Genomic DNA, 18725 nt, shown 5'->3' on the forward strand with positions numbered 1-18725 from the left:
CTATCTGTTCGTGGGGGTGATGGAAAGCTGTCCTACGTGCGCATCGCATGCGCCGCCTTGATTGGTGTGATGTGTGGCAAGTCGGGAGGAGAAGCGTTCGAGTACCGGAAGCTCCTCGGTTTCAATGAGATCGGAGAAATATTCGGCGATCCCTCGCGTGTGTATGGCGGACGCTTTTCGAAGCGTCTTCTTGCCTGCAGGCGTCATCGATACCGTCACGACGCGTCGATCGTTGTCCGGTCTAACGCGCTCCACTAATCCGGCCTCGACCAATCGATCGACGACGCGCGTCACGCCACTGGTGGTGACCAGGACCAGTTCGGCCAGATCGCCCATTCGGATCGTGTTTCCCGGAGCTTGGTGCAGTCGGAGCAGAACGTCGTACTGGCCAAGGGTGAGTCCGGTGGTGGTTCGAAGGTCCGCCTCCATCTTGCCGAGGATGACGCTGTGGGAGACGACGAGGTCGCGCCACACACGACCACGTACGTGTTCATCAGTTGTCATCGGTGACGCCCTCCATTTATTTGCGACCGCAAGTATTGCTTACTCAAATAATACGCGTGCGACCGTCGAACTATTCCCTGCTCTTATTTGCGCTGGTAGTGAGGTATTGACTCGAACGCATGTTCGAGTATGATTTGGGGAGGGGATCGGGGGATTCAATGAGTGTCTTGTTGTCGGATGTGGTGTCTGGTTCTGCGGTGGGGTTACGCGGACGTCTGTGGCAGTTGTCTGCTGCTGAGTTGCGCGCTGCTGCTGTCGAGGCGAGTGCGGAGATTCTGCGCCTCGAAGCTGTGCGTGTGGCTGTGGTGGACGAGTTGTCGTTGCGCCCGGATGATCAGGTGATTGCCAGCCGCGGTGTGGAGTCCTGGTTGGCGGCTAACACGATGCTGCAGGTTCGGGACGGGAAGAAGATCGCCGCGTTGGGTGCGGCGTTGCGGCCGTTTCCGGCGGTGGCTGCTCGGTTCGATGGCGGGGATTGCTCGTTCGATCATGCCGTGTTGATCGTGGCGTTCTGTGAGTCACCACCGAAGGGCATGCCGGAGGAAGCGCTCCCTCGCTGTATCGATTTGTTGTTGGCTGCCGCGTCCGGAGTGGAAGCGACAACCACGAAAGTGCGGAACGTGATCGCGACGTTAGAGCGCATTTTCGAATCGGATGAGATTCCGCCCGCCGAGGATGTGGATCGGAATGAGTTGCGGATCGCGTCGACGTTGAACGGTCGGGTGGTGGTGCGTGGTGATTTCGACGCCCTCACCGGAGAAATGCTGCTGTCGGCCCTGTCGAATTTGACGATGCCCACCCCGGCACCGGATGGAACCCCGGATTCTCGGTCGGCAGCGAAGCGGACCGCGGACGGGTTCACCGAACTGATCCGCCGCTATCTCGACTGCGCCAAGACCGGAACCGACGGCGGTCAGCGGCCGCACGTGAACGTGCACATCAACGCCCGCGATCTGGCGGAGCATCGGGACTGCGCCGCCACACCAACTGATGGTGGTGGAGTGGCTGTGTCTGATCTTGATGTCGGGCACATGCCGTGGCTGGGGCCGCTCTCGGTCTCGCAGACCAGACTCCTTGGGTGCGATTGTTTCCTGTCCACGGTGCTGCTCGATGATCACGGCGCGCCCTTGGATGCGCAACCAGGAAAGAGGCTGGTCACCGCCGAACAACGGACTGCGTTGATTGCCCGCGACAGAGGCTGCGCGTTCCCGGGCTGCACATGCGTGCCCGCCTGGACCGATGCGCACCATATCCGGCACTGGGCGAACGGCGGGCCGACGGTGATGAACAACCTGGTCCTGCTGTGCCGTTCACATCACCGACTGATGCACCGGAAATCAGGGTTCGTCGGCAAATGGGAAATCCGAATCGGCGCCGACAACAAACCCTGTTTCATCCCGCCGCCCTCGATCGACCCCGGACAGCAACCCAGGCCGGCGAACACCACCTTCAAAACCTGAGAGGTCAAACCTCTTTGGCGACAACAGAACACGGACCGAGCACCGCATCGAAGGGATCCTCCGATGCGGTGCCAACCGGCCGTGGAGGAGTCGAATCAGTGCTTCGAGCGCTTGTGGCGGTACATCTCCGCATCGGCCGTATCCCAAGTCTCGGAAAGGCTTTGGGTCATGGAAAAGTCGGCTCGACCGATCGAACAACAGACGTCGGCATTCCGGAACGCCTTCTCCAAACACTCGAGCAGGTAGTCGACGGCGCGCGGCTGTGTATCGGGCAGAGCGATTCCGAACTCGTCTCCGCCCAACCGTGAAACCACCGCACCAGGGTGCGCGCACGCTGCCAAGATCTTGCCGGCCCTTTGAACGTATTCGTCGCCCGCGGCGTGGCCGAGTTCGTCGTTGATGGTCTTCATGCCGTCCAGATCGACGATGATGATAGCTCCCGGATCGGCGAATTGGCGGTACCGAGTTTGCTCGGCCTCGAGGATGCGATTCCACCCGCGCCGATTGAGAAGACCTGTCAACGGGTCGGTCTCGGCATCGAGTTGCGCAGTTTCGGCCAGTCGGACTGACTGCGCGCGCTGATAGTCGACATCGAGAATGGTTCCGAGAAGTCGGCACAGGAGATTGAGGAGGGCCAGGTTGTCCTCGAGTGCGGAGTCGCCCGCACTCGGGTCGGCGCCACACAGAGTGCCGAAGAGACTGCCGTCGTTGTGGAGGATTGGGATGCTGAGGTATGCGCCAATGCCTTCCCACCTGCCATCACGGGACAGTGCGCGCACGAGCGCGCGATTCGATGAGACTGGCGGCGCATTTCCGAGTACCACCCCGCTGCACATGGTGTTTGGCCAAGCCCGGGTCTCGCCGACTTCGATGTGAAGTGGGTTGGGTGAGACGGTGAGAAAGATTTGATTGGACCCGTCGAACCGCGTGATCGACCACAGTGCCAGCGGAAGATATTCGTCGAGGTAGGACACGACCGAGCGACTTGCGTCGTCGAAATTCGTCAGAGGTGGCAAGAGTGGCAACATCGGGATGGTGCGCGTCTGGCCGTGCGGCATTTTGACCTCCTGATCGACCCTAGGATTCTGTCGATGTTCAGGCTCTTGGTCCCGCGTGCGACATATCTTCCACGAACAGTCTGCCTCGAGAATCCTCGCGATTGCTGAAAGTGTGCTGTGATTCTTCCGACCGCGGGGCCGTTGATTCTTTGGTGGCCAGCTAATCTTCCGGTATGGAGCTGGCGCGTGGAGCGAACACAGTCGTTGAGGGAACTTCGCTGAAGGTGGCGGTGAACGGTAGCGCCCCGGGCACGGTAGACCTGATGGTGTTCCAGCTCGACGAACGGAACAAAGTACGGGACGACGCAGATTTTGTCTTCTTCAATCAGCCGGTCTCACCCGAAGGCGCGGTGCGCTTGGAGTCCGGCGGCGTCATCGAAATCGACATTGCGAGGTTGCCCGCTGACATCCATCAGCTGAGTGTTGCCGTGGCACTTGATGCGGCGGCAAACGGAACCCTGTCTGCTGTCGGGGGCCTTGGTGTCGTGGTGGAGCAGGTTGGTTCCACCGCCATCGTGGCTCAGGCTTTGGGGTTGACGAGTGAGAGGGCAGCGGTTCTCGTCGAGATCTATCGCCGCGGCGCGGGCTGGAAGCTGCGAAACGTGTCAGCTGGCTGGGACAGCGGATTGGCGGACCTGGTAACAGCATTCGGAGTGTCGGTCGACGAGGAACCGCCGGCTCGACCCGCCGGCTCTGCTGAAACGACAGACGGCATTCGGACCGTGCCCGACGAAGCCAAACTCTCCATGGTGAAGCGGGAGAAGCTGGACCTCCGAAAGCGCGAAGTGGCCAAGGTCCTGCTGACGAAGGGTGGCAACGGAATTCGGGCACGGGTGGTCCTGGTGATCGACAAAACCGGAAGTATGGCCAAGCAGTACCGCACCAGAGTGGTGCATCGTGTTGTCGAACGCATGATTCCCGTTGCGATCCAACTCGATGACGACGGCAAGCTGGAGCCGTACTTGTATGCAGTCAGCTTCGTCAAACTCCCCGAGATCTCTGTCCATGACGCGGAAGAGTGGTCGGATACCTACCTGCACTTGCGCGGCTCGCACGGCGGATTCAACTACGACAAGATCGGCGCCGCAAATCGTGAAGTGCCGATCATGACTGAGATTCTTTCCGGCCTGACACGTGGTTCGGCGCCGACGCTCGTCCTGTTCTTCACCGACGGTGGCTTCAGCGAGCGCAAGGAAATCACGAAATTGATGCGCGAAGCGTCTGGGCTCCCGGCCTTTTGGCAGTTCGTCGGAATCGGCAAGGCCAACTACGGAGTGCTGGAGAAGCTCGACGACCTCGACGGCAGGGTGGTCGACAATGCCGGATTCTTCGCGCTGGACGACATCGACACCGTCGACGACGCCCAGTTGTACACCCGTTTGCTGAGTGAATTCCCGGATTGGCACAAGGCAGCTGTAGCCGCGGGCATCACAACGCCGTGATTTAGCTGGTCGAAACCAACTGCAGTGCATTCTCTTTCAAGAATTCGTCGATGTGCGCCCAGGTGGAGTCTCTCGCGGTGGGGCCGGCAACGAGCCCGAGGTGACTTCCCGGCGCCTTCTCGAACCGGACCGACGGCGCTCCGGTGAGGACCGACGTGATCGCTTCCACCGAAGCGATGGGTGCAATCACGTCAGTGGTGCCGCCGACCGCGAGAACGGGAACGCTCAGAGCTGACAGTTTGATCTCGCGTCCGGCAAGCGTGACGGCGTCGTTGTAGAGATTGTTGCCGAGCATGAGTTGTTCGCAGATCTGCTGAAAAGCCTTGCCAGGGTATCCAGGCATGGCTGCCATGAACTTGTCTATCGATTCCATGCGAGCCAGTGTCTCGGTGTTGTGGAGGTTGCGCATGATGAACCATGGCTTGAGAACTTCGCGCTGCAACGCCGTCACCTTGTAACTCGCCTGAACGAGTGGAGCAGGTAGTCCGCCGACAAGATTGGTCGCGGACGTGAGTGGGGTGTCGCCCGTGTATTTGCCGATCAGCCTCAAGGGGCTGATAGCGGGAATCTTCGTGTAATCGATTGGCGTTCCGATTGCCGTGATCGATGCGATCGGCAGGTCGGAGTGAGCGGAGCCCGTGAGCAGAGACATGGTCCCGCCGAGGCTCCACCCGATCAGCGAAACCGGTGCGCCGTCATGTAGGTCCGAGATCGTACGGATCGCTTCCGGGATGATGTCGTCGACCCAGGCCTCGAAACCCATCCCGCGGTCGGAGTACCGCATGGTCCCGTAGTCGAGGAGGTAGGGCGTGTTCGCCCCATCCAGTAGGTGCGCGGCGAGGCTTTGGCCCGCACGAAGGTCGTAACAGTCGGCTGAAACCGCGAGGGGCGGTACGAGGAGAACCGGATTACCTCTTGGCCTCCACAATGCGCCGAAGCGATACAGATCGCGGTGTGGACCTTCGCTGATCAGTACGGACGGGGTGCGTTCGGTCTTCTCGACACCGTCGCCGAACGAGAGTCCCCATGCATTGCGTGCTGCGGTGTCCAGCGTCGGACGCCACGTCGCGATCAAACCACTGATATCGAGCACTGGTTCCCCTCGGAGTCGAATCGGCGGACGGCCGAGTCAGCCGCGCTCGGTGTATGTTACCTGCCTTCACATACATCGATCTCGGGGGTGTAAAAACCCAGCTCGGCAACGGAGCCACCGTGCCGAGCTGGGCTGATCGGGGTGATATGGCAGTGATCGGGTGGGGACGATCAGGCGGGGACGATCAAGCCGGTCGAGGCTGTGGCCGTCGCGTATCGCTGTGCAACGTCTTCCCAGTTGATGACGTTCCAGTAGGCCTTCACGTAGTCGGCCTTGACGTTCTTGTACTGCAGGTAGAAAGCGTGCTCCCACATGTCGAGCATGAGCAACGGAACGATACCGATGCTGATGTTGCCTTGCTGGTCGGTGAGCTGCTCGATGACCAGGCGCTGCCCGACCGTGTCGTAGGCCAGTACCGCCCAGCCGGACCCCTGCAAAGTGGTTGCTACAGCGGAGAAGTGGTTGACGAATGCGTCGAAGGTGCCGAAGTGCTCGTCGATTGCGGCTGCCAACTCGCCCTCTGGCCGCTCACCGCCGTTGGGGGAGAGGTTCTTCCAGAAGATGGAGTGATTGGTGTGGCCGCCGAGGTGGAAGGCGAGGTTCTTGCTGAGCAGCGGCGCCTTCGCGGTGATCGTGCCGTCTTCGCGCGCAGCAGCCAACTGCTCGATTGCGCTGTTGGCGCCCGCCACGTACGTGGCGTGGTGCTTGCTGTGGTGCAGTTCCATGATCTCGCCGGAGATGTGCGGTTCGAGAGCGGCGTAGTCGTAATCCAGTTCGGGGAGAACGTATTCAGTCATGTGACATGCCTTCCTTTGAGGAAATGTTGTGAGTCGAGAGATTTCGATAGGTTCGATTGTGATAGACGAGCGGCGCTGACATGTGCTGCGGATCGATGACGTCGACGACGCGTGCAGTGACGATCACTGCGGCGCCACATGTAGTGGCATTCAAGGGAACCGCACGCAGGGCGTGGCCTGTCCCATGTAGGAACGGTTCACCCGTCGAGAGAAACGACCAGGGCATATCGTCTCCGAAGCGCACAGCGCCGCGGGTTGCGAACGTGGAAGCCAGTCGTTCGTTCGCCGAATTTGCCAGGTGAACAACAAAACTGCGGGCGGAAGCGATGACGCTCGCAGAGCCTCGCAACGACTGCAGTGAAAACGCCAGAACTGCAGGATCGGCGCTGATCGAGATCACCGACGATGACGTGATGCCGGCCGGGCCGTCATCGCCCGTTGCGGTGATGATCGAGACGCCGGCGGGATGGTTCCGGAACGCCTCGACGAAGGAGTTTCGGATGGACGGCTCCGCATCAACAGAGTCGTCCGAAACAGATTGGGTGCCAACCAGTTTTGTGGTCACTCCTCGCCCCTCTTCTGTCTCGGGTTTTGCTGCCGTTGCACTGTCTTGTGCAATACCGACGTTAAAACCTCGAGTGCAGTTGAGGTCAAGATGCTGTGGCGGACCTCACCGTCCGAGCTTGGCTGCCAGACGTTCCATGTATCCGACAACCTCGTCGGGGCTCTTGTCCGGAGTGCCGAACATTGCTTCGGTGACACCGATGTCTGCCCAGTGGGCGAGCTTCTCCGAATCGGGTTTGCCTGCCAGGACGGTTATTTCAGGCTCGCCGACTCTACCTGCTTCGGCCCAGATCTTTCGGAGCAGTTCCACGTTTCCGTCGATCTCCTGCTCGATGGGTGTGGTGATCCACCCGTCGGCAGACTTTGCGATCCACTTGAAAGTCTTCTCGTTGCCGCCGCCGCCCAAGAGGATGGGAGGACGGGGCTTCTGAACTGGTTTGGGCCACGCCCAGCTGGGTCCGTACTTCACGAATTGGCCGTCGTACGACGCTTCTTCCTTCGACCACAGTTCGCCCATGGCTTCGAGATACTCGCGGAGTGCGGTCCGGCGTTTGTTGGGCGGTACGCCGTGGTCGGCGAGTTCCTCTGCATTCCAGCCGAATCCGACGCCGAAGACCACGCGTCCGCCGGAAAGATGGTCCAGCGATGCGATGGTTTTCGCGAGAGTGATCGGATCGTGTTCGAGGGGGAGGGCCACGGAGGTGCCCAATCGGATGGTGTTCGTGACCGACGCGGCGGTGCCGAGGGCAACCCAGGGGTCGAGTGTGCGCATGTAACGGTCGTCGGGCAATTCGGCCGACTGGGTTCCGGGGTGATCGGAATCCCTCGAGACGGGGATGTGAGTGTGCTCCGGAACGTAAAAGGCGTCGAATCCATTCGCCTCCGCAGCCTTTGCTGCATCGGCAGGGCGGATGCCGCGATCACTGGTGAACAGGCTGAGTCCGTAGCGCACTGGTTCTCCTTCGATGGTCCGTCGAAAAACTGTAACCTGTTGCATCTTCGTTCGGATAGGTTTCCAGCCCAGTAAATCGATTGCCGACGTGACCGGGGACGTGGTGAACTCGGGCGGACTTTGTTGTGGGTCGAGAAGTGGATGCAGTAGAGGTGGATGCAGTAGTGATGGATGCAGCGGAGATGAATCGGTTGTCGTGGAATGCGGCGACCGTCGCTCACAACAGTCACAAAGGAGACCAGGCACAGTTCTTTCGCAACGGCGGGTCGACCTTGTATCCGGAAGAACTGGCGCTGCTCGGCGAGATCGACGGCTCCTCGATTCTTCATCTGCAGTGCAATTCCGGTCAGGATTCGTTGAGTTTGGCCGCTCTCGGTGCCGCGGTGACCGGCGTCGACATCGCGGATTCCGCGATCGACTTCGCCCGAACCTTGTCCGCGGAATCCGGAATTGCCGCCGATTTCGAGCGTGCCGATGTATCTGCGTGGCTCCGCGCTGCTGCCGCTGGCCAGAGAAAGTTCGACCGAGTCTTTTCTTCGTACGGAACGGTGATCTGGTTACCCGATCTCGACGAGTGGGCCGAGGGGATTGCCGGTGTTCTCGCGCCGAACGGTCGATTCGTTCTGGTGGAGTTTCATCCGTTTGCCATGTGTTTCGACGAGAAGTGGTCGCTGACATACCCGTACGGAGGCGGGACTCCCGTGACCGAACCCCGTGGCGTGGGCGACTACGTGGCAGATTCGGCCGATCTCGTCTTGCCAGGCGCTGAGGGAAAAGGAGTCGAGAACTTCGAAAATCCTTTCCCCTCATGTGAATTCAACTGGTCCATTTCCGAGGTGCTAGGAACTTTGCGGCGCGCCGGATTGACGCTCGAGTCTTTCGACGAGTACCCGTACGCCAACGGTTGGCAAGGATTCGAGGAGATGGCTGAACTCGGCGGCAAGCGTTGGGGAGTCCCGGCCGGACGACCCGAGATCCCGCTCATGTATTCGCTGTCGGTTCGCTTGGCCGACTGACGCCTATTTCCCCCGCATTTGCGGGTAATTGCAGACACAGGTAGTAATTACCCCCATGCCCTCGACGCCACTGACACGACGCATCGCCGTCGACCTGTGCCGTCTTGGTGCCAACTGCTGTTGCTGTTGATTCCTTCCGACTCTCCTGAGTGAGAATGGCGCCGCTCTGTGCGCCTTCGCCCCTGCATATGCGCCCGTTGCTGCATGTGTGCCGGAATTTTCCGTACGTCGAGGAAGAACAGCGATGTCGACTCCTGTCGAAGCAATAGAACCAACATCAGTCACGGAACCGAACCGTGAGCCGCGTCGGCCGTGGACTTCGAGTGCGACCACTGTCGGACTGCCGGTGCTTTCCGTGATCGCATTCTTGGCCCTGTGGCAGGTCGCTGCCGCGAGCGGCACCTGGAGTGAGACCTTCGTGCCGTTCCCGAGCACGGTCTGGCATGCCTTCGTCAACACGATGACCACGCACGACGGAGTGCGCGGCTACCAGGGCTACCTGCTCTGGGAGCACCTCTACATGACGCTGCGACGGGTGCTGGTCGGTGTGATCATCGGCGTCGGATTGGGCGTGATCCTCGGTTTGGCCATGGGATCGGTGACATGGCTGCGGAGCCTGCTCGAACCGTGGTTGACGTTCCTGCGCGCACTGCCGCCCCTGGCGTATTTCTTCCTGCTGGTGATCTGGCTGGGAATCGACGAGGCGCCGAAGATTACATTGCTGGCGCTCGCTGCTCTTCCGCCGGCAGCGGTGGCCACCACAGCTGCTGTGGTCGCGGCGCCGGTCGGACTGGTCGAAGCGGCCAGGGCCCTGGGAGCCTCACGGGCGCAAGTGATCCGGGACGTCGTCGTCCCGTCGGCCTTACCGGAAACTTTCACGGGCATTCGGCTGTCGGTAGGTATGGCGTACTCGTCGGTGGTCGCGGCCGAACTGTTCAACGGCATCCCCGGAATTGGCGGAATGGTCAAGGATGCAAGCAATTACAACAACACACCGGTCGTGCTGGTGGGGATCTTTGTCATCGGATTCTCCGGCCTGATCATCGACGGACTGCTGCGGGCTGCAGAGCGCCGCGCCGTTCCCTGGAGGGGAAAAGTATGACTGACAATCAGAAACACGCCAGCAGCAATCTGAAGCGCAGCAGTAATTCGACGCCCAATGAAGGAAGGGCTGCCCGGACGGCGTTCACGGTGCTGATCGGCGTCCTTGCCCTTGTTCTCGGTGCGTGCTCGGTGGATCATTCGGGCCAGGATTCGTCCAAGGAAACGATCCGTATCGCTTACCAGTCGTTCCCGAGCGGCGACTTGATAGTCAAGAACAATCGCTGGCTCGAAGACGCACTGCCCGAGTACAACGTGAAGTGGACGAAGTTCGATTCGGGAGCCGACATCAACACCGCCTTCATCGCCGGTGAAATCGATTTCGGCGCAATCGGTTCGAGCCCGGTTGCTCGTGGCCTCTCGGCACCGCTGAACATTCCGTATCAGGTCGCGTTTGTTCTGGACGTGGCCGGCGACAACGAAGCCCTGGTGGCGCGCAACGCAACCGGAATCAAGACCGTCGCAGATCTGCGCGGCAAGAAAGTGGCCACGGCATTCGCCTCGACCGCGCACTACAGTCTGCTGGCAGCGCTGAACCAGGCCGGACTCAGTGCCGACGACGTCCAATTGGTGGATCTCCAGCCGCAAGCATCCCTCGCAGCCTGGCAGCGCGGTGACATCGATGCCGTCTACACCTGGCTGCCCACGCTCGACGAACTCCGTAAGGACGGAACACAGTTGATCGCCAGCCGTGAGCTCGCGACAGCAGGAAAGCCGACACTCGATCTTGGTGTGGTGTCGACTGCGTTTGCCAAGGATCACCCCGAGATCGTCGACACCTGGCGCCAGGTTCAGGCCCGCGCGCTCACGACGATCGCCACTGATCCGAACGCGGCAGCGGAAGCTGTTGCCGCACAATTAGGCGCCTCGAAGGACGACGCGGCAGCGCAGTTGAAACAGGGTGTGTTCCTCACTCCGGAGCAGATCTCCTCGCCGGAATGGTTGGGCACCGAGGGCGCTCCCGGGAATCTGGCAGTGAACCTGCAGAGTGCAGCGCAATTCCTGGCCGAGCAGAAGCAGATCGACAGTGTGCCTGATCTGGCGGTCTTTCAGAATGCTCTCTATGTGAAGGGGCTTCCCGATGTCCTTGACCAGTAGCGTGACCGCACAGCAGGCCTCGGGAGGATTCGCTGCCGACCGCCCGGGCGCGATCCGAATCGACACCGTCTCGCACAGGTACGGCCACGGTCGAGAGTCCGTCACGGCACTCGGGCCCGTATCGATCGACGTCACACCTGGTGAGTTTCTGGTTCTCGTCGGAGCGTCGGGTTGCGGCAAGAGCACATTGCTGCGGCTGATCGCGGGTTTCGAAAGTCCTTCCAGTGGAACGGTTCAGGTCTCCGGATCCGACCCGATTCCCGGGTCGAGTGCGGGAGTGGTGTTTCAGCAGCCACGGCTCTTTCCGTGGAAATCGGTGGGCGGCAACATCGATCTGGCACTCAAATACGCCGGCGTTGCGAAGAGCGAACGCGGGCAAAGGCGTGACGAGCTTCTCGACCGCGTCGGTCTGGTCGGCACTGCGGACCGGCGTATCTGGGAAATCTCCGGCGGGCAGCAGCAGCGGGTGGCAATTGCTCGTGCCTTGGCGGCCGAAACGTCGTTGCTCCTGTTGGACGAACCCTTTGCCGCGCTGGACGCCCTCACTCGCGAGCGTCTGCAGGAGGACCTGCGCAGTGTCAGTGCCGAATCGGGGCGAACAAGTGTCTTCGTCACTCACAGTGCCGACGAGGCGGCCTTTCTCGGCTCCCGCGTCGTAGTTCTGACAAGCCGACCGGGCAAGGTCGCGCTCGACCTGAAAATCGATCTGCCACGAACCGGCGTCGATCCCGACGATCTCCGAGGCTCACCCGAATACGCGGCATTCCGAGCCGAAGTCGGCCATGCGGTCAAGGTTGCAGCTGCAGCGTAGGTACCCTGCGCGTCGACTACCAGGTGGCCGCGTCGATAATAGGAAGGAGAACGTGCAGGACACGACGAACAAGGAGTGGTCATGGCAACTGAGGTGGAGTCCGGTGACCTCGTGCAGGCAGCCGGCCATGCGGGTCCGTGGACGGTAGTCGAAGTTCGCCAGGGGATGGCGCTGCTCGAACACAGTGACGGGCACAGGTTGTCGCGTCGAACGACGACGTTGACCGTCGTCCGCAAGGGCTCGGGCAAGAAGGCAACGGCCGTCGAAGACGGGAACGACGAAAACGGATCGCCAACTCTGTTCGACTGAAACCGCAGCTCGACTGAAACCGCAGCTCGACTGAAACCGCAGCTCGACTGATCTTCCGTCAGTTCGAGACGGCGTCAGCTGGAGAAAATGTCGTCTACGCGTTTGTCGAAGTATTCGGCGATTCGGAACGCCAGTGACAGACGCGGGTCGAAGTGTCCCTTCTCGATCGAGATGACGGTCTGGCGTGTGATGCCGAGCGCGTCGGCGCACGCTTGCTGTGACAATCCGGCTGCCGTACGAAGTTCTTGAAGGTTGTTGCGCATCAGATCTTGTCAGATCTCGATTGTGGGGTGCGGTCCCTCGACACTGCCCAGTACCGGATTCCGAAGTCGGCCAGCCCGAGGGCTGTAAACATTACGAGCGGCAGTTCGGGAGCGCCGAAGACATTGTGCGCGATCAGCGCGATCCCCATGGCAGTGATCAAGTCGGTGAACGCGCCGAAGCCGGCCTTGCGACTCCATTCTGTTTCGACGGTGTCCTCGGGGTAGGCGGGGGCCTTGTCGTTCTCCGATGAAAAAAGGGCCCACGCCGACCCGATACAAGCCGGTGCCATGACGATTGCGAAGACGATGAAGGCCAACGTCTTCCGATCATCGGCGGTCAATGCTGCGAAAAAGCTGAAGGCTAGCGTTGCTGCGACGCCGATACCGATGATCAGGCTCCACCGTGCCGTGGTGCTCATGAAGCCTCCCAGGTGTAAGAGTTCTTTGACATGCCTGAGCGTAGGTCTACGTGCGCTGGATGTCAAAGAACTCTTACATCGCGCTGAGGGTCAAGCGACCCCGAAAGGCGCTGCGTATGAAAACTTCCCCGTCTGATCGGGGCGGTGCGTGGTGAGGGTCCTGATCTGAAAGTGCTCGCCCCACTCGGCTTCCGGAGACTCGATCCCGGCGTCCGTGCTGGTGACGAACCCGAACTGCGGGTAGTACTCGGTGCTGCCCAGGAGGGCGAGCAGTGGCACGTCCAGAGCGTCGGACGCACCGATCACCGCGTGCATCAGCGCCGAACCGACGCCGCTGCGTTGGTTGTCCGGTGTGACTGCCAACGGGCCGAGGCCAACCGCCTCAACGGGACCGACCCATCCGCGTGTTCCGATCACGAAACCAACGATCTCATCACCGGCGACGGCGACAAGGGACAACTTCGGTAAGTAGTCGTTCGAGGCGAAGAGCTGACGTGTCAGTTCGATCTCGTAGGGAGACTCGCCGGGCGGCGCTTGGTCGGCAAACGCCGCCCCGAGCAGTGAATAGATTGCGTCACGGTCGGAAGAAGTTTCGCGGCGGATGTACATGGCCACGAAACTACCCGCTTCATCTCCGATCGTGCTCCTCGTTTTCGGCCTGACGTGCCACTCGCTTTTCGTAGTCCGCACGCCCGTTCGGATCTACCGATGTCAGCGCGCGGCGATCGTCGATCACCCGGCGTCCGATGTTTATCATCCATTCGGGTACTACAGCGTCGATGAGGTCCCAGCCCGCAAGGTAACGCGGAACAGTAGTTTCGGCTCGCCGGTGCGCGACCGTGTCGACGACAGCTTTGGCCACGACCTCGGGTTCAACCGTCGGCATGCCCTTTCCGAGTGGCACACCGGAGGAGAGCCCGGTGCGCACCGCGCTGGGCAGGATGGCGCTGACGCTGACGCCGGAATCTGCGAATTCGACACGAGCAGAGGCGGAAAGGCCCACCGCACCGAACTTGCTTGCGTTGTACACGGCCATTCCTGGCACCGGTAGCTTGCCTGCCATGGATGCGATGTTGACGACGTGGCCGCGTCGCCGATCCACCATGCCGGGAAGCACGGTGCGCATCCCGTGAATCGGGCCCCAGACATTGACGTCGAGGGTTACTCGACTGGTGGCGTCGGACTCGTCGAGGAAGCTGCCGAGCGGCATCACGCCCGCATTGTTGACCAGAATGTCGATGTGACCGAATTCGCCGATCACTGTGGAGACGAACACATCCCAGGATTCGCGTGAGGTGACGTCCAGAGCGTACCCGCGGGCCCGTGCGCCGATGGATGCGGCGGTGTCGACGGCCGTCTCCTCGTCGAGGTCGCCGACGCAGACGAGTGCGCCGCGAGCTGCGAACAACTCCGCTGTGGCCCGGCCGATTCCGCGGCCACCTCCGGAGATGACGACGACTGCTCCGTCGAGATCGATCGGCGGGTAGGTGGTGCCGAAAAGGCTCATGTGGTGTACTCCGGTTCGGGGGTGGTGGTGGGCTCAGCGGGGGTGTCGTCTGACGCAGGGTTGTCGGACAGCGTGTGGTTGTAGGCGTATGGATCGAAGGCCCGTAGCCGTCGACGCATGGCTCCTGACGACCACGGCCAGTTGAAGCTGTTGCGGCCGTTGACGTCGAAGAAATAGCTTTCGCAACCACCGGCGTTGTAGACCGTGGTACCCAATGCCTCCTGAACTTGAGAGTTGAAGGCTGCCTGTACTTCCGGGCGCACGTCGATGGTTTTCCAGCCGTGCCGACGAGCGTGGCCGATCGCCTGTGCCACATAGTTCAGTTGGGCTTCCAGAATCATGAAGGCCGACGTGTGTCCGGTGCCGAGGCTCGGGCCCAGCAGAATGAACGCGTTGGGGAATCCGCTGACGGCGGAACCGAAGTACGCCCGCGGGCTTCCCTGCCAATGATCGTCGAGTGATCGACCTTCTCCGTCGAATACCTTTGATGCAATGGGCATGTCGAGGATGTGGAAGCCCGTTCCGAAGATGATGGCGTCCACTTCCGATTCCACTCCGTCGGCTCCGATCACGGTGTTGCCGTGGATCTCTTCGACTGCGTTGGCATGGACGGTCACGTTGGGTCTGCCGAGGGCCGGGTAGTACGAGTTCGACATGAGTAGTCGCTTGCAACCGAGGGTGTAGTCGGGAGTCAGCGCCTTGCGTAGCTTCGGATCGCGCACCTGCAAGCGCAATTGGGCCGACCCGAGTTTCTGCACGATACGCAGGATCCACGGATTGCGGAACCCCAATCCAAGCGCTTCCATGATTCCGTATTCGATGCTGCGTAGAGCCTTGTGCGCTCCCGGTACGAATCGCATGACGGACCTTTCGATCCGCGGTACGTAGTGATCGGGCTTGGGAAGGACCCATTGAGCGGTGCGTTGGTAAAGGTGAAGGGCGGACACGTCGGAGACGATGCGCGGCACGAATTGGACTGCGGAAGCGCCGGTACCTACGACGGCGACGCGCTTTCCGGTCAAGTCGTAGTCGTGATTCCACTGCGAGGAATGAAACACCTCGCCCTCGAACGTTTCCAGCCCGGGAATCGTGGGCGTCAAGGGTTCGTTCCACGGGCCGGCGGCGGCTATCACGAAACGAGCAGTGAGTTCACCGCTGGAAGTTGTGATCTTCCAGAGTGATTGCGATGCGTCCCACTGTGCGGAGAGCATTTCGACCCCGAAGCGAACGTGCTTGTCGACGCCGTGGCGGACGGCCGTGTCCTCGATGTACTCGCGGATCTCCGGCTGCTCCGCGAACAGTCGGGTCCAATCCGGATTGGCGGCAAAGGAATACGAGTACAGGCCGGACGGAACGTCGCAGGCACAACCGGGATAGGTGTTGGCGCGCCAGGTGCCGCCGAGGGAGTCAGCTTTCTCGAGCAGGACAAAATTGTCGATCCCGAGGCGCTGCAGGTGAATTGCGGCACCGATCCCGGAGATCCCGCCACCGATGATCACGACCTCGAAGTGGTCAGTTCTGTTGTTCACTGAGTCTGCGCTTTCACTGGTGGGACGGGGTGGAGTGGAACGGGCGCGCATCGAGTTCGCGTTTCACGCTCGCACGTGTTGTACGTAGGGATGATTCGAACGTGGCGAGCCGCCGTCGGCCGTCCATGAAGTTGGCGCCCATGACGGCGAGATCGTCGTCGGTGGCGTCTATGCGCAAGACCCTGGTTCCCGCAGCGCGGACCAGTTCGATTTCCCGGTCGAGGCCCTTGGACATGGAGTTCCGCAGGGCGCCGCGTTCGATGCGGGCAGCACCGCGCGCCGGCTTCAGTGTTCGAGATGCCATGGGCGCCAGTACAACCAGCTCGTCGAGTTCGAGGGGGAGCAGGAGGTCTACCGATGCCGTGGATGCCGCGCCGCCGTCGATGTACCTGACGCCGTCGATGGTGACAGGTGGGAACCAGCCGGGAATCGCCCAAGACGCTCGAAGCGCTTCACCGACTGTCGCTTTCGGAGCCCCCTGTGCCCCGAACGCGACCCGTCGCCCGGTTCTGTAGTCCATGGATACCATGTACGCGCACGGATGTGGGAGCCACGAATCGCCAGGGGCAAGAGATTCGGCGAGCGTGGTGAGCCAGGACGGGTCGCCGCCACCACGCGGTGCGATACCGCTCATCCGGCTCAGAACGGGAAGATCTCGACGCGTCACCAGTCGTGGATTGCCGATCCCCAAACTCGGTAGTGGCGGGATTTTTCCGGGTGCCGATGCTGTGTGGGCGAGGAGTTCGGGACGTGCGGCGGGTTCTCCGAGTTGCATGGCTACCAGCTCGTCGACGCCGACTCCGCTGCCGAGCATTGTCACGAACTCGGCTCCGGCGGACGTGCCGATGATGGCGGTGGCTTCGCGGGGATCCCAGTCGAGGGCGTCCCGAACCGAGGCGAGGGCAGCAACGGTCCAGGCGAAGCCGAGGGTGCCGCCGCATCCGATTGCCAAGCCGCGTCTAGGCGCGCTGTGTCGTCCGGGCCCGGGCGCGGTGGTGCCGGTCACTTCTGAAGTCATATTTCGGAGACTATCAGTATCTGAATAACGTGGGTACCCCAAATTTGGGTTTCGGGAGTGCGCCTGCGGTGCGCTTCCGGTATTCGGCTACCGTTGGAATCTCGATACTCAGAACCGCGAGGAGGTTCCGATGGCGCGATTGACCAGGCAGGAAGCGCAGGCGATGACCCGCGAGACCTTGTTGGCGACGGCCGTCGAACATTTTCTCGATCGCGGGTACGCCGCCGCGTCGCTCGATCAGATCGCCGAGGATGCCGGCTATTCCAAAGGTGCGGTGTACTCGAACTTCAAGAACAAGGACGAGTTGTGCGCCGAAGTGCTCGGCCGAATCAGGTTGACCAAGGTCGGCGAGATCACCTCGCAGCTCGGAGCCAATTCGACGCTCGACGACGCGGTGGCCGAGTTCGCGCGATGGGCCGAGCGAACCATCGGGGACAAGAGATGGACGTTGCTCGAAGTCGAGTTCTCGGTGCGATCGCGGCACAGCGAAGAGATCCGCGAAAAGATCGCGACGGGTGCCGATCAGGTGCGCGGACTGATTGCCGGAGTGGTGCAACATCTTGCCGAGTCCAACGGCGTGACGCCGGCACTGGACCCGAACGCCGCGGCACTGCGCATACTCAGCGTCGGAATCGGTTTGGGGCTACAGCGTGCGATCAGCCCTGAGCTGCCGGTTGATCCGCTGGTGGATACGTTGCGGGAGATTTTGCTGGGTGGGTGAGTAGAACGCGGAGCATTCCGCCGATCTCGGCGACGGCGGTGCGCGAACCGACGCTCGGTCCCAGAACGTTGACGAAGCCGTGGATGAACCCGCGATAGCGTCGATCGGTCACGTGAACACCGTTGTCGCGCAATCGAGCTGCGTAGGCTTCGCCTTCGTCCCGGAGTGGATCGAATCCCGCCGTGATCACGATGGCCGGCGGCAGTCCGGTCGCGTCGGGGGCGCGTAGCGGCGACACCATCGGATCGAGTCGATCGGCATTGCTGCCGAGGAAGCTGGACTCGTAGAAGTTCATGTTGGCCTCGGTCAGGAAGAAACCTTCACCGAACGTCGTTCGCGAGGGGGCCTTCTCGTGAAAGTCGGTCGCGGGGTAGATCAACAGCTGCGCCGCCGGTGGGGTCTTGCCGTCGTCGCGGGCACGCAGCGCGACCGTTGCGGAAAGATGCCCGCCCGCGCTGTCGCCCCCGACAGCGATGCGCGTCGGGTCTGCGCAGAACTCGTCGGCGCGGTCGACGATATCGAGGTAGGCGGCATAGGCATCGTGTACCGGTGTGGGGAAAGCGAATTCGGGTGAGAGCCGGTAGTCGACCGAGATGACCCGTGCGCCGGAGGTTTCGGCCAACAGGCGGCACGGGGCATCGTGGGATTCGATGCTGCCCTGTACCCACCCGCCGCCGTGGAAGTAGACGAGCAGAGCGCCGGTGTCGGCTGTCGGGACGTAGAGCCGGGCGCGAAGCGGGCCGTCGGCACCCGAAACGGAGATCTCCTCGGTGTGGACGGGCGTGGGCCTGCCGCCCATCATGATCGCGGTTCGGGTGAGATTGGCGCGAGCAGCGGCGAGCGACTGGGGATCGGTTGAATGCGAGGGGAGTGGCCGCGTCTTCGCGAGCGTGAGCAGAAGGTGTGCGTCGGCGTCGAGCGTGTTGCCCTCGATGACGACGGGTGGTCCGGTGATTCGACGTTTCACCGCGCTGGGCAGTGCGAATGCGGCTGCCACCAAGGATGCTTCGGCGCGATCTCGAATGCTGCGGCTGCTGGCCTGCTTCACGGATTCCGACACGTG

21 protein-coding genes are annotated in these 18725 nt (G+C 61.6%); 8 read left to right on the forward strand and 13 right to left on the reverse strand.

Annotation, left to right across the window (positions count from 1 at the left end):
* Positions 1 to 504 (reverse strand): MarR family winged helix-turn-helix transcriptional regulator, encoded by a 504-nt coding sequence (locus ACN50D_RS08105; protein ID WP_064443762.1) that lies wholly within the window; start codon positions 502 to 504, stop codon positions 1 to 3.
* Between the two features lie 158 nt (positions 505 to 662).
* On the opposite strand from ACN50D_RS08105, the gene ACN50D_RS08110 reads away from it, so the two are divergent.
* Entirely contained in the window at positions 663 to 1964 is a 1302-nt protein-coding gene (locus ACN50D_RS08110) for an HNH endonuclease signature motif containing protein (RefSeq protein WP_211920843.1), read from the forward strand.
* Positions 1965 to 2059: 95 nt separating this feature from the next.
* On the opposite strand, the gene ACN50D_RS08115 is transcribed toward ACN50D_RS08110, so the two are convergent.
* On the reverse strand, positions 2060 to 3022 hold the full coding sequence (locus ACN50D_RS08115; RefSeq protein ID WP_064443764.1) for a sensor domain-containing diguanylate cyclase: 963 nt from the start codon (positions 3020 to 3022) through the stop codon (positions 2060 to 2062).
* A gap of 173 nt (positions 3023 to 3195) precedes the next feature.
* Between ACN50D_RS08115 and ACN50D_RS08120 the strand changes: the two genes are divergently transcribed.
* Positions 3196 to 4464 carry a vWA domain-containing protein gene (locus ACN50D_RS08120; RefSeq protein ID WP_050654800.1) on the forward strand — a complete coding sequence of 423 codons (1269 nt, stop codon included), beginning with the start codon at positions 3196 to 3198 and terminating at the stop codon, positions 4462 to 4464.
* Between the two features lies 1 nt (position 4465).
* On the opposite strand, the gene ACN50D_RS08125 is transcribed toward ACN50D_RS08120, so the two are convergent.
* From ACN50D_RS08125 to ACN50D_RS08140, 4 genes are all read right to left on the reverse strand, one after another.
* Positions 4466 to 5557, reverse strand: a complete 1092-nt coding sequence (locus ACN50D_RS08125; protein WP_064443765.1) for an alpha/beta fold hydrolase — start codon at positions 5555 to 5557, stop codon at positions 4466 to 4468.
* A 170-nt stretch (positions 5558 to 5727) separates the two neighbouring features.
* Positions 5728 to 6354: a superoxide dismutase gene (locus ACN50D_RS08130; RefSeq protein WP_003940303.1), complete on the reverse strand. Its 627-nt coding sequence runs from the start codon at positions 6352 to 6354 to the stop codon at positions 5728 to 5730.
* Complete coding sequence (locus tag ACN50D_RS08135) at positions 6347 to 6919, reverse strand: flavin reductase family protein (RefSeq protein ID WP_042451450.1); 573 nt, start codon at positions 6917 to 6919, stop codon at positions 6347 to 6349. Before ACN50D_RS08135 ends, ACN50D_RS08130 begins: the two co-directional genes overlap by 8 nt.
* Before the next feature lie 105 nt (positions 6920 to 7024).
* Positions 7025 to 7870 (reverse strand): LLM class F420-dependent oxidoreductase, encoded by an 846-nt coding sequence (locus ACN50D_RS08140; protein ID WP_064443766.1) that lies wholly within the window; start codon positions 7868 to 7870, stop codon positions 7025 to 7027.
* Between the two features lie 137 nt (positions 7871 to 8007).
* Here ACN50D_RS08140 and ACN50D_RS08145 point away from each other — a divergent pair, with 137 nt between their 5' ends.
* From ACN50D_RS08145 to ACN50D_RS08165, 5 genes are all read left to right on the forward strand, one after another.
* Complete coding sequence (locus tag ACN50D_RS08145) at positions 8008 to 8886, forward strand: class I SAM-dependent methyltransferase (protein WP_307850425.1); 879 nt, start codon at positions 8008 to 8010, stop codon at positions 8884 to 8886.
* A 244-nt stretch (positions 8887 to 9130) separates the two neighbouring features.
* A complete protein-coding gene (locus ACN50D_RS08150) occupies positions 9131 to 9988 on the forward strand; it encodes an ABC transporter permease (RefSeq protein ID WP_211920841.1) in 858 nt (285 codons plus the stop codon).
* Positions 9985 to 11085 (forward strand): aliphatic sulfonate ABC transporter substrate-binding protein, encoded by a 1101-nt coding sequence (locus ACN50D_RS08155; protein ID WP_042451442.1) that lies wholly within the window; start codon positions 9985 to 9987, stop codon positions 11083 to 11085. Before ACN50D_RS08150 ends, ACN50D_RS08155 begins: the two co-directional genes overlap by 4 nt.
* A complete protein-coding gene (locus tag ACN50D_RS08160; protein ID WP_192712231.1) occupies positions 11069 to 11896 on the forward strand; it encodes an ABC transporter ATP-binding protein in 828 nt (275 codons plus the stop codon). Before ACN50D_RS08155 ends, ACN50D_RS08160 begins: the two co-directional genes overlap by 17 nt.
* Before the next feature lie 81 nt (positions 11897 to 11977).
* On the forward strand, positions 11978 to 12205 hold the full coding sequence (locus ACN50D_RS08165) for a hypothetical protein (RefSeq protein WP_007733785.1): 228 nt from the start codon (positions 11978 to 11980) through the stop codon (positions 12203 to 12205).
* 74 nt (positions 12206 to 12279) lie between these two features.
* Here the strand turns inward: ACN50D_RS08165 and ACN50D_RS08170 are convergent, their stop codons facing one another.
* The 6 genes from ACN50D_RS08170 to ACN50D_RS08195 all read right to left on the reverse strand — a co-directional run bounded on the left by ACN50D_RS08170 (position 12280) and on the right by ACN50D_RS08195 (position 16941).
* A complete protein-coding gene (locus ACN50D_RS08170) occupies positions 12280 to 12468 on the reverse strand; it encodes a helix-turn-helix transcriptional regulator (RefSeq protein ID WP_003940277.1) in 189 nt (62 codons plus the stop codon).
* The gene (locus ACN50D_RS08175) at positions 12468 to 12887 is read right to left on the reverse strand and encodes a hypothetical protein (protein WP_192712232.1); all 420 of its coding nucleotides are present in this window, start codon (positions 12885 to 12887) and stop codon (positions 12468 to 12470) included. The genes ACN50D_RS08170 and ACN50D_RS08175 overlap by 1 nt, the downstream gene beginning before the upstream one ends.
* A gap of 90 nt (positions 12888 to 12977) precedes the next feature.
* Positions 12978 to 13496, reverse strand: a complete 519-nt coding sequence (locus tag ACN50D_RS08180; RefSeq protein ID WP_003940356.1) for a GNAT family N-acetyltransferase — start codon at positions 13494 to 13496, stop codon at positions 12978 to 12980.
* Positions 13497 to 13515: 19 nt separating this feature from the next.
* The gene (locus ACN50D_RS08185; RefSeq protein WP_007733788.1) at positions 13516 to 14394 is read right to left on the reverse strand and encodes an SDR family oxidoreductase; all 879 of its coding nucleotides are present in this window, start codon (positions 14392 to 14394) and stop codon (positions 13516 to 13518) included.
* Positions 14391 to 15923: a flavin-containing monooxygenase gene (locus tag ACN50D_RS08190; RefSeq protein WP_211920840.1), complete on the reverse strand. Its 1533-nt coding sequence runs from the start codon at positions 15921 to 15923 to the stop codon at positions 14391 to 14393. The genes ACN50D_RS08185 and ACN50D_RS08190 overlap by 4 nt, the downstream gene beginning before the upstream one ends.
* Before the next feature lie 13 nt (positions 15924 to 15936).
* Positions 15937 to 16941 (reverse strand): patatin-like phospholipase family protein, encoded by a 1005-nt coding sequence (locus ACN50D_RS08195; protein WP_054831204.1) that lies wholly within the window; start codon positions 16939 to 16941, stop codon positions 15937 to 15939.
* A 130-nt stretch (positions 16942 to 17071) separates the two neighbouring features.
* Between ACN50D_RS08195 and ACN50D_RS08200 the strand changes: the two genes are divergently transcribed.
* The gene (locus ACN50D_RS08200) at positions 17072 to 17662 is read left to right on the forward strand and encodes a TetR/AcrR family transcriptional regulator (RefSeq protein WP_030535226.1); all 591 of its coding nucleotides are present in this window, start codon (positions 17072 to 17074) and stop codon (positions 17660 to 17662) included.
* On the opposite strand, the gene ACN50D_RS08205 is transcribed toward ACN50D_RS08200, so the two are convergent.
* Positions 17598 to 18722, reverse strand: a complete 1125-nt coding sequence (locus ACN50D_RS08205; RefSeq protein WP_228232235.1) for an alpha/beta hydrolase — start codon at positions 18720 to 18722, stop codon at positions 17598 to 17600. The two genes, ACN50D_RS08200 and ACN50D_RS08205, sit on opposite strands and share 65 nt — an antisense overlap.
* Positions 18723 to 18725: the final 3 nt, after the last annotated feature.

This window comes from Rhodococcus sp. SB1D (assembly GCF_048573875.1).
GTDB classification, from domain to species: domain Bacteria; phylum Actinomycetota; class Actinomycetes; order Mycobacteriales; family Mycobacteriaceae; genus Rhodococcus_F; species Rhodococcus_F qingshengii.

What these genes read in the sequence shown, in the direction of transcription:
- ACN50D_RS08195 (WP_054831204.1), bottom strand. Translation starts at nt 16,941, where the DNA reads ATGACTTCAGAAGTGACCGGCACCACCGCGCCCGGGCCCGGACGACAC.
- ACN50D_RS08180 (WP_003940356.1), bottom strand. Translation starts at nt 13,496, where the DNA reads ATGTACATCCGCCGCGAAACTTCTTCCGACCGTGACGCAATCTATTCA.
- ACN50D_RS08155 (WP_042451442.1), top strand. Translation starts at nt 9,985, where the DNA reads ATGACTGACAATCAGAAACACGCCAGCAGCAATCTGAAGCGCAGCAGT.
- ACN50D_RS08170 (WP_003940277.1), bottom strand. Translation starts at nt 12,468, where the DNA reads ATGCGCAACAACCTTCAAGAACTTCGTACGGCAGCCGGATTGTCACAG.
- ACN50D_RS08165 (WP_007733785.1), top strand. Translation starts at nt 11,978, where the DNA reads ATGGCAACTGAGGTGGAGTCCGGTGACCTCGTGCAGGCAGCCGGCCAT.
- ACN50D_RS08105 (WP_064443762.1), bottom strand. Translation starts at nt 504, where the DNA reads ATGACAACTGATGAACACGTACGTGGTCGTGTGTGGCGCGACCTCGTC.
- ACN50D_RS08120 (WP_050654800.1), top strand. Translation starts at nt 3,196, where the DNA reads ATGGAGCTGGCGCGTGGAGCGAACACAGTCGTTGAGGGAACTTCGCTG.
- ACN50D_RS08175 (WP_192712232.1), bottom strand. Translation starts at nt 12,887, where the DNA reads ATGAGCACCACGGCACGGTGGAGCCTGATCATCGGTATCGGCGTCGCA.
- ACN50D_RS08130 (WP_003940303.1), bottom strand. Translation starts at nt 6,354, where the DNA reads ATGACTGAATACGTTCTCCCCGAACTGGATTACGACTACGCCGCTCTC.
- ACN50D_RS08115 (WP_064443764.1), bottom strand. Translation starts at nt 3,022, where the DNA reads ATGCCGCACGGCCAGACGCGCACCATCCCGATGTTGCCACTCTTGCCA.
- ACN50D_RS08200 (WP_030535226.1), top strand. Translation starts at nt 17,072, where the DNA reads ATGGCGCGATTGACCAGGCAGGAAGCGCAGGCGATGACCCGCGAGACC.
- ACN50D_RS08110 (WP_211920843.1), top strand. Translation starts at nt 663, where the DNA reads ATGAGTGTCTTGTTGTCGGATGTGGTGTCTGGTTCTGCGGTGGGGTTA.
- ACN50D_RS08150 (WP_211920841.1), top strand. Translation starts at nt 9,131, where the DNA reads ATGTCGACTCCTGTCGAAGCAATAGAACCAACATCAGTCACGGAACCG.
- ACN50D_RS08160 (WP_192712231.1), top strand. Translation starts at nt 11,069, where the DNA reads ATGTCCTTGACCAGTAGCGTGACCGCACAGCAGGCCTCGGGAGGATTC.
- ACN50D_RS08185 (WP_007733788.1), bottom strand. Translation starts at nt 14,394, where the DNA reads ATGAGCCTTTTCGGCACCACCTACCCGCCGATCGATCTCGACGGAGCA.